The 15,813-nt window shown below is 62.6% G+C and carries 14 protein-coding genes; 9 read left to right on the top strand and 5 right to left on the bottom strand.

Annotated elements, in window-relative coordinates; all coding sequences use genetic code 11:
* Nucleotides 1–280: 280 nt before the first annotated feature.
* The 8 genes from C4K40_RS07495 to C4K40_RS07530 all read left to right on the top strand — a co-directional run bounded on the left by C4K40_RS07495 (nt 281) and on the right by C4K40_RS07530 (nt 8,328).
* Nucleotides 281–745: a macro domain-containing protein gene (locus C4K40_RS07495; RefSeq protein WP_053135295.1), complete on the top strand. Its 465-nt coding sequence runs from the start codon at nt 281–283 to the stop codon at nt 743–745.
* A 301-nt stretch (nt 746–1,046) separates the two neighbouring features.
* Complete coding sequence (locus C4K40_RS07500; RefSeq protein ID WP_031321106.1) at nt 1,047–1,715, top strand: class I SAM-dependent methyltransferase; 669 nt, start codon at nt 1,047–1,049, stop codon at nt 1,713–1,715.
* A 338-nt stretch (nt 1,716–2,053) separates the two neighbouring features.
* Nucleotides 2,054–2,767 (top strand): GntR family transcriptional regulator, encoded by a 714-nt coding sequence (locus C4K40_RS07505; protein WP_022642879.1) that lies wholly within the window; start codon nt 2,054–2,056, stop codon nt 2,765–2,767.
* Nucleotides 2,764–3,552, top strand: coding sequence for an SDR family oxidoreductase (locus tag C4K40_RS07510; RefSeq protein ID WP_022642880.1), 789 nt, complete (start codon nt 2,764–2,766; stop codon nt 3,550–3,552). The genes C4K40_RS07505 and C4K40_RS07510 overlap by 4 nt, the downstream gene beginning before the upstream one ends.
* Nucleotides 3,553–3,654: 102 nt before the next feature.
* A complete protein-coding gene (locus C4K40_RS07515; RefSeq protein WP_022642881.1) occupies nt 3,655–4,587 on the top strand; it encodes a 3-keto-5-aminohexanoate cleavage protein in 933 nt (310 codons plus the stop codon).
* Between the two features lie 67 nt (nt 4,588–4,654).
* The gene (locus C4K40_RS07520; RefSeq protein WP_053135292.1) at nt 4,655–5,533 is read left to right on the top strand and encodes an SMP-30/gluconolactonase/LRE family protein; all 879 of its coding nucleotides are present in this window, start codon (nt 4,655–4,657) and stop codon (nt 5,531–5,533) included.
* Between the two features lie 65 nt (nt 5,534–5,598).
* Entirely contained in the window at nt 5,599–6,921 is a 1,323-nt protein-coding gene (locus tag C4K40_RS07525) for an MFS transporter (RefSeq protein ID WP_053135288.1), read from the top strand.
* Nucleotides 6,922–6,990: 69 nt separating this feature from the next.
* Nucleotides 6,991–8,328 (top strand): MFS transporter, encoded by a 1,338-nt coding sequence (locus C4K40_RS07530; RefSeq protein WP_053135284.1) that lies wholly within the window; start codon nt 6,991–6,993, stop codon nt 8,326–8,328.
* 51 nt (nt 8,329–8,379) lie between these two features.
* On the opposite strand, the gene C4K40_RS07535 is transcribed toward C4K40_RS07530, so the two are convergent.
* The 5 genes from C4K40_RS07535 to C4K40_RS07555 all read right to left on the bottom strand — a co-directional run bounded on the left by C4K40_RS07535 (nt 8,380) and on the right by C4K40_RS07555 (nt 14,659).
* A complete protein-coding gene (locus C4K40_RS07535; RefSeq protein ID WP_053135282.1) occupies nt 8,380–9,396 on the bottom strand; it encodes an Ldh family oxidoreductase in 1,017 nt (338 codons plus the stop codon).
* A gap of 97 nt (nt 9,397–9,493) precedes the next feature.
* Entirely contained in the window at nt 9,494–11,071 is a 1,578-nt protein-coding gene (locus C4K40_RS07540) for an aldehyde dehydrogenase (NADP(+)) (RefSeq protein WP_053135277.1), read from the bottom strand.
* Nucleotides 11,072–11,188: 117 nt separating this feature from the next.
* On the bottom strand, nt 11,189–12,133 hold the full coding sequence (locus C4K40_RS07545) for a dihydrodipicolinate synthase family protein (RefSeq protein WP_022642888.1): 945 nt from the start codon (nt 12,131–12,133) through the stop codon (nt 11,189–11,191).
* Between the two features lie 188 nt (nt 12,134–12,321).
* The gene (gene abaF, locus C4K40_RS07550; protein WP_031321114.1) at nt 12,322–13,695 is read right to left on the bottom strand and encodes a fosfomycin efflux MFS transporter AbaF; all 1,374 of its coding nucleotides are present in this window, start codon (nt 13,693–13,695) and stop codon (nt 12,322–12,324) included.
* Between the two features lie 298 nt (nt 13,696–13,993).
* Entirely contained in the window at nt 13,994–14,659 is a 666-nt protein-coding gene (locus tag C4K40_RS07555; RefSeq protein WP_022642890.1) for a GntR family transcriptional regulator, read from the bottom strand.
* Between the two features lie 152 nt (nt 14,660–14,811).
* Here C4K40_RS07555 and C4K40_RS07560 point away from each other — a divergent pair, with 152 nt between their 5' ends.
* Nucleotides 14,812–15,738: a LysR substrate-binding domain-containing protein gene (locus C4K40_RS07560; protein WP_022642891.1), complete on the top strand. Its 927-nt coding sequence runs from the start codon at nt 14,812–14,814 to the stop codon at nt 15,736–15,738.
* Nucleotides 15,739–15,813: the final 75 nt, after the last annotated feature.

Raw genomic sequence — 15,813 nt, forward strand, 5'->3', positions numbered from 1 at the left:
GCTTGCCTCGGTGTTGGTAGGCATATAAGCCAAGGCTGTGAGCGAAGAGAATTTACCCTCTCTACATTTCCCGTCTTTCCCCAACGATCTACATGCCATGAGCATGGGGAGCGCCGTGGGCACGATTCCAGAATTGGTCATCACTATTATTGATGGTGAAGTAGTTCCCTGGCAGGGTATCTACCTCGTTTGGCATTACAGTTAGGTCAAGGCTGAGTGCAAGAGAGCATGTTCCATTCGATGTATCAGCCTGAAGTCAAAAATAAGTGGTGTTCCTCATATGATCGCGCTTAGTGAAGGCAGCCTTCTTGTGGCACCCGTTGAAGCCTTGGTGAACACTGAGGGTGTCATGGGCAAGGGAATCGCACTGCAATTCAAGCAGGCGTTTCCCCAGATGTTTAAGGATTACCAGGCTGCCTGCAGGATTGGTTCTATCCAGCTTGGTGAGCTGCATGTATTTGATCTGGGTGGACTGGCTGGAGGTCCCCGCTGGATTATCAACTTTCCAACCAAGGGGTATTGGAAGTCGAAAAGCAAATTGGAAAGTATTCAACAAGGTCTTGATGACCTAGTTCGTAAAGTCGATGAGTTGAATATCAAATCCATTGCCATTCCACCGCTTGGCTGTGGACTGGGTGGTTTGCAGTGGGAGGAGGTTCGCCCCGCTATTGAAACGGCATTCTCAACGTTGCCAAAGGTACAGGTATTGTTGTTCTCGCCAGCTGGAATGCCCTTGGCAAAGTAAATGCCGAGGAGACTGGATTTTCGAGGATGACGAGTGGTTAAGCCTATTGCTGGGGTTTTGCCTAAAGGTTTTTTGCTCTCTTTTTCCAGTTTGCTGGAAGTTCATAGCCCAATGTACTTAGTGCAAAAAAATGAAGAACTGCTTGGCCTGGGTTCAAAGCCAGGTGGCTCTTGAAGATTGGTTCAGGAGTAGGTCACGACGATGCGCAGCTTATAAAGCTTGATGTACCATCGGCCTTCGCTAGAGCTCCTGTGTGATTTCCAGCACGGCTTGTCCCGTCATCCAAAAAATCAGAGAAGACATGATCACTATCCAAGAGCTTAATGATTTCACCAGCAACCCTGGATTGACTGAGAGCGTAACGCAGGTCTGGGGGTTGATTGGACAGCACTTCGAACAGGCGCAAGCTAGCTTGCCACCTGAACAGGCCATGCAGCGTCGTGAGCTGTCTTTCCATGACCATGTATGTCTCTTGGGTTACCTTTCTCTTCTGATTGCCGAGTTGCCGGGCGACGTGGTGGAAATCGGAGTGTGGAAGGGCAAATCGTTGATGCTGATGAACGAGGTATGCAATCGCGAGCGACGTATCATTGCTATTGATCCGTTCGCCTTGCCAAACCAGTTCGAAGAATTCAACTACTACAAGGATCTGATGCTGCCTAATGCGTTGGTAATCCGTGGTTTTTCGGAGTTGAGTGCCGAACGTTTCTATAACCTAGAGCCCAAGGTTGCGCTGTTGCATATCGATGGTGGGCATTCTGGTCGCAACGTGATCCTGGATTTTCTGCTGTATTCACCCAGCGTGGTGTCGGGTGGTTTCATCGTGTTCGATGACTACGGCGATTTTCAGCACTCGCCTGATGTGGGGCCGACGGTCGATTTGCTCAGGGCTACAGGTTTCTTTAAAGGTTTTAACGTGCTGGGTTGCGTACATGGTTTCGAGAACAGCTACGTTCTACAGCGCATGTAATCGCTGAACCCAGGTAGGTCGCATTTTTTCGCCTGCTAGTGCAGTTGATGATTTGGAGTGGCGGCCATTTGTTCGAATCAGTGTTATGGGCGGGCGCCGTAATCCCGTCGGCCGACTGTCTGGACTGATCGCTGAGGTCCGCCATTTTTCAACACGAAAGCCCCTGTGATCATCGATTACAGGGGCTTTTTTGTTAGGCAGCTTCGAGGGGGATGGATAAAACAGCCTGACGCAAAAGCCACCCGCAGAATTTTCCCGGAACCTGTATTGAGTGTTTGACATATTTGATTTGTGATCACATATTGTCAGGCACAAGAATCACAATACAGGTACGCCCCATGTCCGAAGGTCCAATCCCTCTTCCTACGCTGCGTCAGGTTTCGCGCGATACCTTGCAAGAGCAGGTGTACCGGCAAATCCGCGAGGCCTTGATGAGTGGCCGTTTCCAGCCCGGTCAGAAGTTGACCATCCGTGGCCTGGCCGAAGCCTTGGGCTCCAGCCCTATGCCGGTGCGAGAGGCTCTGCAGCGCCTGAGTGCGGAAAATGCCTTTGAAGTCACCGAGACTTCTCGCCTACGGGTACGAATGATGACCGTGGAACGTCTGCGAGAGATTCGTGATGCCCGGGTGGCCCTGGAGGGGCTGCTGGCGGAGAAGGCGGTGCAGCACATGCAGCAAGGCGACATGCAGGAGATCGCCGAACTCTGCCGGCAGATGCGCAAGGCCGCCGATGAAGTGGATGTTTCCCGCTACCTATGGACCAACTTCGCCTTCCACCGGCGTATCTACGCCGTGGCTCGCGCCGAGCTGACCATGGCTGCGGTGGAGAACTTCTGGCTGCACATGGGGCCTTGTTTCGCCCTGGTGGCCCCCGACAAGGCTCACCTGCAGCGTTCCATGGAGGCCCACGATCGGATCGTCGCGGCCCTGGCGGCCGCTGATGCGCCTGCTGCCCGAGCAGCGGTCACCGACGACATCATGCAGGCCGCCGACTCCCTGGCCCGTTTGCTGGCCAAGACCTCCAAGGCTGTGGCCAAAGGAGGTCGGGCATGAGCGTCCTGCAACGCTTGCAGCCTTATCCGGGCCTGCGGGTAATGATTTCCGGTGGTGCGGCGGGTATCGGCGAAGTGCTCGCCCGTGCCTATCTCGAAGCTGGGGCCGAGGTCCATGTATGCGATGTCAGCGAGGCGGCCTTGGCGGCGTTTCGCGACCGCCATCCCCAGGCTTTGGCCAGCCGGGCCGATGTCGGTGATCCGCAGCAGATCGAGGCGTTGTTCCAACTGCAGGTCCAGCGCTTCGGCGGCCTGGATGTGCTGGTCAACAACGCCGGTATCGCCGGACCCACCGCGGGTATCGATGCGGTCAGCGATGCCGACTGGCAACGCACCATCGATATCAATCTCACTGCCCAGTACCGTTTTGCCCATCATGCCGTGCCTTTGCTCAAGGCCTCGAGCAATGCCCATCTTTTGCATATCGCCTCGGTGGCCGGACGCCTGGGTTATGCCTGGCGCACTCCATATGCGGCGACCAAATGGGCGATCGTCGGCTTGATGAAGTCCCTGGCCGCCGAGCTCGGCGCCAGCGATATCCGGGTCAATGCCCTGTTGCCGGGGATCGTCGAGGGACCGCGCATGGACGCGGTGATCCAGGCCCGGGCCGAACAGACCGGGACTCCCGTCGCGCAGATGCGCCAGCAGTACCTGGACAAGATTTCCCTCAAGCGCATGGTCAGCGCCGAGGACGTGGCCGCCATGGCGCTATTCCTCTGTTCGCCGGCGGCCCGCAACGTCACCGGCCAGGCCATCAGCGTCGACGGTAACGTCGAGTACCTCTAACAGGCCGTACATGCGGCCAACCCTGCCGAAGGACTCGGCGGCGGATTTCATCAGCGACACCCTGGGATTTTTTTCTTCAAGAATAAAAGTCGGAGTACCGTCATGCCTGGAAAAACCCCTGTCATCATCACCTGTGCCGTCACCGGGGCGATCCATACCCCGTCCATGTCACCGCACCTGCCGGTTACCGCCGGGCAAATCGCCGCCGAAGCCATCGCCGCTGCCGAGGCCGGCGCCGCCATCGTCCACCTGCACGCCCGGGACCCTGAGGATGGGCGGCCGAGCCAGGACCCGGAGCTGTTCCGACGCTTCCTGCCACAGATCAAGTCGGCCAGCGACGTAGTGATCAACTTGACCACCGGCGGAGCGCCGACCATGGGGGTCGAAGAGCGCCTACAACCGGTGCTGGAGTTCAAGCCGGAACTGGCTTCGCTGAACATGGGGTCGATGAACTTCGGCCTGTACGAAATGCTCAACCGCTTCACCGAGTTCAAGCACGACTGGGAGCGTCCGTACCTGGAAGAGAGCGACGATCGGATCTTCCGCAATACCTTCCGCGATATTGCGCACATCCTCAGCGCTTGTGCGCAAAACCGCACGCGCTTCGAGATCGAGTGCTACGACATCGGCCATCTCTATACCGCGGCACATTTCCTTGAGCGCGGCTTGCTCAAGGCGCCGCTGTTCATCCAGTCGGTGTTCGGCCTGCGGGGCGGGATCGGCGGTCATCCCGAGGACCTGGCCCATATGCGGCGCACCGCCGATCGTCTGTTCGGCGAGGACTATCACTGGTCGATTCTTGGCGCCGGACGCAACCAGATCCCCCTGGGGACCATGGGCCTGGCCATGGGCAGCCATGTCCGGGTGGGCCTGGAGGACTCGCTCTGGGATGGTCCGGGCAAGCTGGCCGCCAGCAATGCCGATCAGGTGCGGCGCATCCGCACGGTGATCGAGGCCTTGGGCGGCCGTGTGGCGACGCCGGATGAAGCCCGGGCCATGCTCGGGCTCAAGGGTCGCGACCAGGTCGCTTTCTAGGCGGCACACCCAGCCTGGGCGGAGCCTGTCCGCCCATCCCGCACAACAACAATAAAGGGATAACACCATGCGTATCGAAGTCCTGGTGGATGTCAAAACCAATCTCGGCGAAGGTCCGGTCTGGGACCAGGAACAACAACGGCTGTACTGGGTCGACAGCGCCGATGGGCGAATCCTGCGCTGTACCGTCGATGGCTCCGAGCTCAGGGCCTGGGGCGTGGCGCAGAAAATCGGCTCCATGGCTCTGCGCCGCTGTGGTGAGCAAGCGCTGGTCGCCCTGCAGGAGGGGCTGCATAACCTGGACCTGCGTAGCGGCGAACTGCAGTTGATCGTGGATCCGGAGCCCGGCCTGCCGCACAACCGGCTCAACGATGGCAAGGTCGACCGCCAGGGGCGTTTTGTCTTCGGCTCCATGGATACCCGCGAAGAAAGCCCCAGCGCCAAGCTCTATCGGTTGGACCCGGACCTCAGCCTGCATACCCTCGATAGCGAGATCATCGTTTCCAATGGCCCGTGCTGGAGCCCGGGAGGCGACATCCTGTATTTCGCCGACACCTGGTCGGGGGAAATCCGTGCCTACGACTACGACACCACCACGGGTGCGGTGCGTAACCGGCGGACCTTCGCCAAGGTCGATACCGCCGCCGGCGGTGCCGCCGATGGTTGCACCGTGGATGCCGAGGGCTACCTGTGGCAGGCCCTGGTCTATGCCGGCCAGCTGGTGCGCTACAGCCCGGACGGGCGGGTCGACCGGGTCATCGAGATGCCAGTGAAGAAGGTCACCAGCCTGACCTTCGGCGGACCGGACCTGGACATCCTGTTCGTCACCTCAATGGCCCGGCCGCCATTGCCACGCTTCCCAGCGGACGGCCAGCAGCGTGGGGCCTTGTTCGCCATCCATGGCCTGGGTGTGCGGGGTATCGCCGAGCGTCGGTTCGCCGGCTGAAGCAGCCCCCCAATCCCTTCTGCAATCCCGTGTCAGTGCGCGTCATCACGCGCCTGGAGAGGCCCATGGCTATCGTCAAGAAAGCTTCGCTGCGCCAGATTCATCGTCACTCCTGGGTGTCTTTGCTGGTCTGCTGGATGATCTGGATCCTCAATGCCTACGACCGTGAGATCGTCTTGCGGCTGGGGCCGACTATTTCCAAGCACTTCGAATTGTCCGCCGAGCAATGGGGGACGCTCGCGACCCTGATCATGCTGGCCCTGGCTTTGCTGGATATTCCCGGTTCGATCTGGAGCGACCGGCATGGTGGCGGCTGGAAGCGTGCGCGTTTCCAGGTCCCGCTGGTGCTGGGCTACACCGCCATTTCGTTCCTGTCCGGATTCAAGGCCCTGAGCGGCAACCTGGCCGCGTTCGTCGCCTTGCGCGTAGGCGTCAACCTGGGCGCCGGCTGGGGGGAACCCGTAGGGGTGAGCAATACCGCCGAATGGTGGCCAGTGGAGCGCCGCGGGTTCGCCCTTGGGGCGCACCACACCGGTTACCCAATCGGCGCCATGCTCAGCGGCCTGGTGGCCAGTTTCGTCATCGGTACCTTTGGCGAGGACAACTGGCGCTATGTGTTCTTCTTCGCCTTCGTCGTGGCCGTACCACTGATGCTGTTCTGGGCACGCTACTCCACGCCCCAGCGCATCACCCAGCTGTACCTCGACATCGCCGCCAAGGGCATGACCCCACCGGACAGCACTCCCGTGACCCAGGCCAAGGGCCAGGCGTGGCGTACCTTCGTCGCGACCCTGGGCAATCGCAGTATCGCCCTCACGGCCGGCAATACCCTGCTTACCCAGGTGGTGTACATGGGCGTGAACATCGTCCTGCCGGCCTACCTGTACAACATCACCGGCCTGTCCCTGGCCGAGTCCGCGGGCATGAGCGTGGTCTTCACCCTGACCGGGATTCTCGGGCAACTGATCTGGCCGTCGCTGTCCGACATCATCGGTCGGCGCTTGACCCTGATCATTTGCGGGCTATGGATGGCCGCCAGTGTCGCGGCCTTCTACTTCGCCAGCACCCTGGCGCTGGTCATCGTCATGCAGTTGCTGTTCGGCCTGGTGGCCAATGCAGTGTGGCCGATCTACTACGCCGTGGCCTGCGATTCGGCCGAGCCCTCGGCTACTTCCACCGCTAACGGCATCATCACCACCGCGATGTTCATCGGTGGAGGCATGGCACCGCTGCTGATGGGCAGCCTGATCGCCTCCGGCGGAGGCTGGACCAGCCTGCCGGGCTACATCCTGTGTTTCTTCGTCATGGCCGGTTGTGCCCTGGGCGGCGTGCTGCTGCAGCTGTTCGCCCGGCATGCGCAACCGCCGCTGGCGCAACCCGAGTTCTAGAACAACACCGATGCGCTCCCCGGCCATTGCTGGCGGGGCGCCAAAGCCGCTCGATATGAGGCCCGTACCATGCATACCGCCGCACCCACCGCTCCCCGGGACCAGCAGCAGTTGACCCGCCTGATGTTTCGCAAACTCATGCCATTGCTGATCGCAGCCTATGTCCTGAGCTTTCTCGACCGCACCAATATCGCCCTGGCCAAGCACCAGCTGGATGTCGACCTGGGAATATCCGCCGCGGCCTATGGCCTGGGCGCCGGATTGTTCTTCCTGACCTACGCGCTGTCCGAAGTACCGAGCAACCTGATCATGCACCGGGTCGGCGCGCGCTTCTGGATTGCCCGGATCATGGCGACCTGGGGCCTGATCTCGGCCACCATGGCCTTCGTCCAGGGCGAGACGTCCTTCTATGTGCTGCGCCTGTTGCTGGGCATCGCCGAGGCGGGGTTGTTTCCCGGCGTGATGCTGTACCTGACCTACTGGTTCGACCGCCAGCAGCGGGCCCGGGCCACTGGTTACTTCCTCCTGGGGGTATGCCTGGCCAATATCATCGGCGGCCCGTTGGGCGCGGCGTTGATGAAGATGGATGGCTTGCTGGGCTGGCATGGCTGGCAGTGGATGTTCCTGCTCGAAGGCTTGCCGGCGGTGTTCTTCGCCTGGGTGGTCTGGCGCCACCTGCCGGATCGCCCGGGCAAGGCTCGCTGGTTGAGTGCAGAAGAAGCCCAGTCCATCGAACAGCGACTGGCCAGGGAGGCCGACGAAGGAGCGGGGCAGGGCGGGCATTCGTTCAGGCAGTGCTTCACCCCGCAGATCCTGCTGGCGATCTTCGTGTACTTCTGCCACCAGATCACCATCTATACCGTGATCTTCTTCCTGCCCAGCATCATCGGCAAATACGGGAGCTTGAGCATCATGAGCGTCGGCTTGTTGAACTCCCTGCCCTGGATCGCCGCCGCCGTGGGAGCCGTCGCTTTGCCCCGGCTGGCCAACAGTGCCCGGCGCTCGCGACAATTGCTGGTCCTGGGACTGCTGGTGATGGCCTCGGGATTGCTGATCGCCGCGGTTTCCGGGCCGGTATTCAGCCTGGTGGGCTTCTGCGTCGCTGCGCTGATGTTCTTCGTGGTGCAGTCGATCATCTTTCTGTATCCCGCTTCCCGGCTCAAGGGCGCGGCCCTGGCAGGTGGCCTGGGTTTCGTGAACTGCTGCGGCTTGCTGGGCGGGTTTGTCGGGCCCTCGGTGATGGGCGCGATCGAAATGACCACGGGCGACGCCATGAACGGTCTCAAGGTCATCGCCCTGGTTTTGCTGGTAGCGGCGCTGGTGGCGTTGCGTTTGCGCCAGGGACAGGAGGAACGGAGCTATACGGACGCTGTGGCCGGCCGGCCGGTCAAGCAGCACTCGATGTGATGGCCGTGGCCGGCCGGCCCCGCAACGAGCAAGTCGGCCGGCCGCTGCGGATTATCTGCCCAGCAGCTTGAGGATGTCCTCATACAAGGCCTTGGGCAGGAATACCCCGGCGTCCTTGCTGCGCTTGCGGGCCTCATAGCGACGCTGGGATGGCAGGCGCGCGCCCTGCTGCACGATCCCATCGAACAAGGCTTGCGCACGCTGGGCGCCTTCTTCGGGTTTGCCGTTGGAGAACAGTTGCGGATCGAAGGCCAGGATCAGTTCGCCGTGCAGTGGCGTGGCGCCCACGCCGGCGTCGAAGGCCATGGATTCCATGCTCGTCATGTCGTTGATCAGGGCGCCTGCCAGGAGCTCGACCATGGCCGCCAGGGCCGAGCCCTTGTGCCCACCGAAGGTGAGCATGGCACCCGACAGCGCGGCCAGCGCATCGGTGGTGGGCTGGCCGTCGCTGTCGATGGCACAGCCTTCGGGCAGCGGGCTGTTGGCCCGTCGGTGCAGCTCGATATCTCCCCGGGCGATGGCGCTGGTGGCGAAGTCGAAGACGAAGGGATCGCGACCTGGGCGTGGCCAGCCGAAGGCGATGGGGTTGGTACCGAACACCGGTTTGCTGCCGCCAGCCGGAGCGACCCAGCTATGGCTTGGCGTGAGCGCCAGGGCGGCGAGTCCCTGGGCCGTCAGCGCCTCGATTTCCGGCCAGAGGGCCGAGAAGTGATAGCAGTTGTTGATCACCATGGCCGCCACGCCGATCTGGCGAGTCTTGCGCACCAGTACCGGCAGTGCCGTTTCGAATGACAACAGCGAGTAGCCCCGGTGGGCGTCGACCGCGACGATACCGGCGGAGCGGTCGCTCAGGGTGGGCAGGGCCTGTGGGTCGACCTGGCCTTCGCGCATGGATTTCACGCAGACCAGCAACCGATACAGGCCATGGGAGTGGCACTCGTCGGCTTGTCCGCTGGTGACGGTGCGCGCGATGGCTTGAGCATGCGCCTCGGAAAAGCCGTTGCTTGTCAGTACATCGCTGGACAGTCGATAGGCTTGGTCGAGCGACAGATTAATCAAGTCAGACATGGAACTTATCCTTGGGTCCTGGGTGAACGATGGATAGGTCGAGGGCCGGCCCGGCGCAGTGCCGGGTCGGTCCTCTACAAGCTGCTGCGGTACGTCTTCAGCTCTGGCGCTGGCCATTGACCAGGCGTGACAACGCCATGGGGTTGGCGCCCTGGATGGCCACTGGCAGCAATGCGTCCGGGAAGTTCTGGTAACAGACCGGCCGCAGGAAGCGCGCGATGGCTGCGGTTCCCACGGAGGTGGAACGCGAGTCGGAGGTGGCCGGGAAAGGCCCGCCGTGGACCATCGCGTCGCATACCTCGACACCGGTCGGCCAGCCGTTCACCAGGATCCGTCCAGCCTTGCGCTCCAGGGTCGGCAGCAGGTTGCGAACGGCCTGGGCGTCGGCCTCGTCCAGGTGCAGCGTCGTGGTCAGTTGCCCCTCCAGGTGCTCGGCGACCTGCAGTACTTGGGCGGCGTCTTCACACGTCACCACCAGCGAGGCGGACCCGAAGATTTCCGCCTGCAGCGCTGGCTCCCGCAGGAAGTCCTGGGCACTGGCCACGAACAGGTGGGTCTGGCACTGGTTCGGTCCTGCGCCTTCCAGCCCGGCCCCGAGCACTCGTGCCCCGGCATTGCCGGCCAAGGCTTGCAAGCCGTTTGCGTAGGCCCTGAAGATGCCCGGGGTCAGCATGGTCTGGGCGGGGCTGCGCTGGACTGCCTGGGTAGCCGTGGCGAGGAAGGCGTCCAGGGCATCGCCCTTGATGGCGATGACCAGCCCAGGGTTGGTGCAGAACTGGCCGGCTCCCTGGTTCAGCGAGGCGACGAACCCCTCTGCCAGTGCGGGGCCGCGGTTGTGCAGGGCATGCTCGAACAGGAAGACCGGGTTGATCGAACTCATCTCGGCATAGACCGGGATGGGTTCCGGGCGAGCCTGGGCCGCCTGGGTCAGGGCGACACCGCCACTGCGCGAGCCGGTGAAGCCCACGGCCTTGATTCGTGGATCGCTCACCAGGCCGATCCCGATCTCCGCTCCCGAGCCGTACAGCAGCGAAAACACCCCGGGGGCCAGGTCATGTGCGGCCACCGCTCTGCTGATGGCCTGGCCTACCAGTTCGCTGGTGCCAGGATGGGCGCTGTGTGCCTTGACGATCACCGGGCAGCCTGCCGCGAGGGCTGAAGCGGTATCGCCGCCGGCCACGGAGAAGGCGAGGGGAAAGTTGCTGGCGCCGAAGACGGCCACCGGACCGAGGGCGATGTGCCGCTGGCGCAGGTCGGGGCGTGGCAGCGGCTGGCGCTCCGGCAGGGCTTCATCGACACGTACGTCGAGCCATTCGCCGGCCCTTACGGTTCGCGCGAAGGTGCGCAATTGGAAGCAGGTGCGTCCGACTTCGCCCTGGATGCGGGGGCGGGGCAAACCCGACTCCGCCATGGCGCGGTCCACCAGGGCGTCGCCCAGTGCTTCGATCTGTCCGGCGATGCCTTCCAGAAAGGCCGCGCGTTGTTCCAGCGAGGTTTCGCGATAGCTGTCGAAGGCGGACCAGGCCAGGGCGCAGGCCTGGTCGACATGTTCGCGGGAGCCGCCGGGGTACCCAGGCTCCAGTGCCTGGTCGGTCGCCGGGTTGATGGCCTTGATCGCGTCGCGGTTGCCCGGCACGGCTTGCCCGCCGATGAGCATCTTTCCTGTCAGGTCCATATCAGGCCTCCTGAGATGACTAAGGTGTTTGCCTGCCGCCTGTTCGAAGACCCGGGGCAGGGGAGAAATGCGAGCGGCGCGCATGGGCGCGCCGCTCGAGGGGGGCGACCTGCGCCGTCAGGCCAGGTTGTTTTCCTTCAGCCAGTTGGCGTACCAGGTACGGAACAGCTGGTACTGGGCCTCGGCGTAGTTGCGCTGGGCATCGCTCAAGGCGTCGGTCTCGTTGAAGTGCAGGGTGTATTCCAGGTCGCCGTTGAGCACCATCAGGTGCTTGTAGTAGAGGACCAGGTCGCCGCCTTCATCGAACGACGACAGCACGTGCAGCGCCGACTCCAGCTCCAGCGCCAGGCGGCGGGCCTTGGCATCGCCCTTGGCGGCCTGTTTGCTCAGGGCCACCAGTTGCAGGACTTCACGAGGCAGGGCGTTGCCGATACCGGTGATCGAGCCGGTGGCGTTGCAGTTGACGAAGCCGTTCACCACGTCGGTGTCCACGCCCACCATCAAGGTCACGGCGTCATCCTTGGAGGTGATGAATTCCGCCGCATAACGGCTGGCTGCGGCACCCCCGAACTCCTTGAAGCCGATCAGGTTCGGATGCTCGCTGCGCAGTTCGAAGAACAGGTCCGCGCGGGTGGCGAAACCGTAGTGGGGGCTGTTGTAGATGACCGATGGCAGATTCGGCGCCGCGGCCAGGATGGCCTTGAAGTGGGCCTTCTGCGCGACCAGCGAGGCACCACGGGACAGTACGCGGGGGATGACCATCAGGCCATGGGCGCCGACCTTGGCCGCGTGGGCCGCGTGGGATACCGCTTCCTTGGAGTTGACGGCACCGGTGCCGACGATGGTCGGGATGCCGGCGGCCACCAGGCGGGCAACGCCTTCCTGGCGCTGGGCTTCGGTGAGCAGCGGCCAGTCGCCCATGGAGCCGCAATACACCACGGCGCTCATGCCCGCCTCGATCAGCTCGCGGCCCTTGCGTACCAGGGCGTCGAAGTCCGGTTTGCGATCTGGCGTGCACGGGGTCATCAGTGCGGGGATGGTGCCGGTGAAAATGTTGCTCATGACGCTACCTCATGGTTGTTGGGTTTGTTGTAGCTACATCTATGGCTCGAACCGGGTCGCTCGGTTTCTGGTTCATTGCGCATAATCGAATATCGTATACGTTATATAATCGATGCCTGGCGAAGTAAAGCCTTGGGTGTCATTTGCGTGGGGCGGGGCAATATGGGCTCATCCATGAGCCTGGGGGATCAGCGTCCCGCGGTCCGGCTGGCGGAGTCCTGGTCAACTTCCCGCAACGACATGCCACGGGTTTCCCGGGCTGCGCCCACGGCGATGATCGAGATCACGGCCGAGGCCACCAGGTACCAGGCGATGGGAGTCGAGCTGTTGTATTCCTTGAGCAGGGTGATGGCGATCAGCGGCGCCAGGGAGCCAGCCAGGATCGGCGCCACCTGGTAGCACAGCGACAGCGCGGTGTAGCGCACATGGGTCGGGAACAGCTCCGACATCAGGGCCGAGTAGGGCGCGTAGGTCATGGACTCGATGGCCAGGCCCAGGGTGATCGCCGCCATGATCAGCCAGTTGTTGCCGGTGTCCATCATCGGGAAACCGACGAAGCCCCAGACCCCGGTGAGCACCGCGCCCACCAGGTACACCGGCTTGCGCCCGATGATGTCGGACAGGTAGCCCATGAGCGGAATCATGAAGAAGTGCAGCAGGTGGGCGCCGAACATCAGCAGCAGGATCTGCGAGGTGTCCTTGTGCACCACCAGCTTCAGGTAGGTGATGGAGAACGTGACGACTATGTAATACAGGATGTTCTCGGCGAACCGCGCGCCAATGCCGATCAGCACTTCACGCCAGTGCTTGGTCACGACCTCGACGACGCCCAGTTGTTCTTTCTCGACCTTCTGCTGGCGGGCCTGGGCCTCCTTGAAGATCGGTGCGTCATCGACCCGGGTACGGATCCAGTAGCCGATCAGCACCACCACCGCGGAGAACCAGAAGGCCACCCGCCAGCCCCAGTCGAGGAACTGCTCTTCGGAAAGATTGGAGGACAAGAGCAGCAGGATCACCGTGGCGATCAGGTTGCCGGCCGGCACTCCGGCCTGCGGCCAGCTGGCCCAGAAGCCGCGACGGTTATCCGGGCTGTGCTCGGACACCAGCAGCACCGCGCCACCCCATTCGCCACCGAAGGCGAAACCCTGGATCAGGCGCAGCAGCACCAGGAGGATGGGCGCGGCATAACCGATCCGTTCGAAGGTCGGCAGGCAGCCCATGAGAAAGGTGGTGATGCCCACCACCACCAGGCTGATCTGCAACAGGTGCTTGCGGCCGACCTTGTCACCGTAGTGACCGAACACCAGCCCGCCGATGGGCCTGGCCAGAAAGCCCACGGCATACAGGGCGAAGGCGGCGATGATGCCGTCCATCGCGCTACCGGTCTGGCGGAAGAACAACTGGCCGAAGACCAGGGCCGAGGCCGTTCCATATAGAAAGAACTCATACCACTCGGCCACGGCGCCAGCCATCGCCGCGGCTACCACCCGCTTGATCCCCGCAGGTGCCTTGGTCGTCGTTCGTTCCAGTTCGCGAGGTGTCGCAGAAGTCGTCGAGGTCATCGATGTCGCACTCCGATAGGTATTGTCAGGGGGAGTTTCGCTAGGACTTCGAGCCTTGTGCCGGCCCGATGGAGGCCTTGGGTAGGAGGGCCGAAGTCCTATTTTTATACGGTATTTCGTATACGATATATTTTAAAGCAAGAAAGAGGCCAAGCCTTTGCATTGCCTTGGCCATGGCGCCAAGGCGCGGATCTGCTGGGGCGCACGCTCAAGAAGTGACGGTGGGGATGGGCGGGGAGGGGCAGGCAGGTGTTACGGCAAGTGGCACTGGCGGCAGCCGTGCCACGCAAAGGAGCATTCAGTGTGGCAGGTGTTCGTACAGGCTCTGGCACACCCCGTTGATATGGGTCTCGATCAACCGGGCGACGAGCTCGACATCCCGCGCGCGGCAGGCGGCGACGATATCCTTGTGCTCGTGGTCGGCCCGGTCTTTGCCCGCCGAGAGGCTCATCTGCATGCGCAGGTAGCGCTCGATCTTGTCGTGGATCGAACGAATGAGGTTGACCAGGAAGGGCCGCTGGGCCGGTTCATAGAGGCAGGCATGCAGCTCCCAGTTGAGCTCGGCCCAACGTCCGATATCGTCTTCGCCGACGAATTCGGCGCAGATGGCCTCGGCCCTGGCGAAGGTTTCCTCGGTCATGTTCGGCACGGCCAGGCGGATTGCCTTGACCTCCAGCAGCACCCGCACCTCGAACATCTGCGCCAGCTCGGGTTCGGAGATCCGGGTGACCAGGGCGCCACGATTGCGGTGGAAGTCCACCAGCCCTTCGGCTTCCAGGCGCTTGAGCGCTTCGCGAACCGGGATCTTGCTGACGTTGAACGCCTGGGCGATATCGTCCTGGCGAACGGGTTCGCCTTCGGCAAGCTGGCCGGAGATGATCGCTTCACGCAGGTGCTTGGCAATGATTTCCGAGGTCGAGGGCGTCACGCCCAGGTTCGGCGCTTTGTTGAAGGGAAGTGGCACGGAGGTTACCGAAATCGGTTGAGGGTGCGGATATCTTATACGAAACCCCGGGGCCTGGAAAAACCGCACCATGCCAAGCCGCCACATCCGCCTGGACGCCAGCCCCCGGGCCTTTCTACACTGGGCGCCGACTGGGTTATGGAACATCGCCGATGAATCGCAATGAACTGCGCAAGGCCGACATCAACCTGATGGTGGTATTCGAGGCGCTGATGCTCGAACGCAACGTCACCCGGGTGGCGGAGAAGCTGTTTCTCGGCCAGCCCACCATCAGTTCCGCGCTCAACCGGCTGCGGGCGATGTTCAACGATCCGCTGTTCATTCGCGTCGGCCATCGAATGGAGCCCACTGCCCGTGCCGAGCAATTGATCCAGCACCTGTCGCCGGCCCTGGACGCCCTGTCCTCGGCCCTGAGCCTGACCCATGATTTCGATCCCGCCAGCAGCACCATGACCTTTCGCATCGGCCTGTCCGATGACGTCGAGTTCGGGCTGTTGCCGCCCTTGCTGCGGGCCTTGCGCCAGGAGGCGCCGCAGGTGGTGGTCGTGGTCCAGCACGTGGACTACTGGCGGATTCCCGACCTGCTGGCCTCCGGCGATATCACCGTCGGCATCAGCCAGACCCGCGGCCTGCCGGCCAATGCCAAGCGCAAGTTGCTGCGCCATATCAACCCCAGCGTGCTGCGCGCCGATGCCAGCGACACGCCGATGAGCCTCGACGAATACTGCTCGCGGCCCCATGTGCTGGTGTCTCACACCGCCAACGTCGCCGGCTTCGCCGATGAGTGGCTGGCGGAGATCGGCCGCACCCGCCAGGTGGTGCTTTCGGTGCCGCAGTACAGTTCGCTGCCGGCGCTGCTGGCCGGGACCAAGCTGATCGCCAGCCTGCCGGACTACGCCGCCCAGGCCATGGCGACCACCGGGCAGTTGTACTGCGAACCGTTTCCGTTCAAGACCCCGACCCTGGACCTGTCCATGGTCTGGCTCAGCCACGTCGACACCGACCCAGCCGAACGCTGGCTGCGTTCGCGCCTGGAAGCCTTCATGAGCGAGCGCACGCCACTGCCGCAGGCTACCTGATCGGTGGTTCCCGCCGGGCCGCGCTGGCATTGTCGGCGGCACCTGCTTTGCTCAGTACAAACCCCGAGCAAATCC

This window comes from Pseudomonas sp. CMR5c, from assembly GCF_003850545.1.
Lineage (GTDB): Bacteria > Pseudomonadota > Gammaproteobacteria > Pseudomonadales > Pseudomonadaceae > Aquipseudomonas > Aquipseudomonas piscis.